The organism is Streptococcus pseudopneumoniae, from assembly GCF_038148935.1.
Taxonomy (GTDB): domain Bacteria; phylum Bacillota; class Bacilli; order Lactobacillales; family Streptococcaceae; genus Streptococcus; species Streptococcus pseudopneumoniae_U.
This window is the reverse complement of the sequence record NZ_JBBJZX010000207.1, coordinates 1-563: the sequence shown is the minus strand read 5'-3', so window position 1 is coordinate 563 and position 563 is coordinate 1. Positions and strand designations below refer to the sequence as shown.

General features: G+C 45.8%; 1 protein-coding gene and 1 pseudogene. Both read left to right on the top strand.

The window, feature by feature from the left end; genetic code table 11:
- The first annotated feature begins 38 nt into the window (after nucleotides 1-38).
- A complete protein-coding gene (locus WKI42_RS10635; RefSeq protein ID WP_049512689.1) occupies nucleotides 39-317 on the top strand; it encodes a DUF7365 family protein in 279 nt (92 codons plus the stop codon).
- A gap of 15 nt (nucleotides 318-332) precedes the next feature.
- Nucleotides 333-563 (top strand): annotated as a pseudogene (locus WKI42_RS10630) (hypothetical protein); the annotation flags it as partial.

Below are 563 nucleotides of genomic sequence, written 5' to 3'. Positions count from 1 at the left end.
CCGTGGTTTGAGCCATCTGGCAAACTAGCGAGGTGCTTATGACAGAGATTGAGCACTTATTGATTCGGTTTCTCTTTTCTCTGATTCCTGTGGTTGTCTTGTACTTTTCCATGAAGGACAGGGCAACCAAGCAGGAAAATCGCATTACAGCCATAGAAAAAGATATTGAGAACTTACGCGAATTTCGAATGTCGGCTAACAAAAGGCTGGATAACCATGACGAACAAAACAAGGCTATTCTGGTGCTGGCTGAACAGGTCAAATCGCTAGGCGAAGATGTGAGAGAACTGAAAACCTTGATACAAAGTAAACAGTAAAGAAAGAGGTGCAGAATGGTCTGTAATCTCAATATGACTAATCTCGCACAGATTGACGGTGGGCACCTGATTAAGCAAGGGGACTTGGCTTCCACCTTTGGTTTTGCCCTCTTAGACGAAGACTACCAAGTGATTTCCTCTCTGGAAGGGGAGGAGGCACTGATCAGTCTGACCAAGGAGGGCTACCAGTGGAAAAAGCAGGTAGCTGTCACCAGTCAAGGCGTGAGTTTTCATCTGGACGCTATC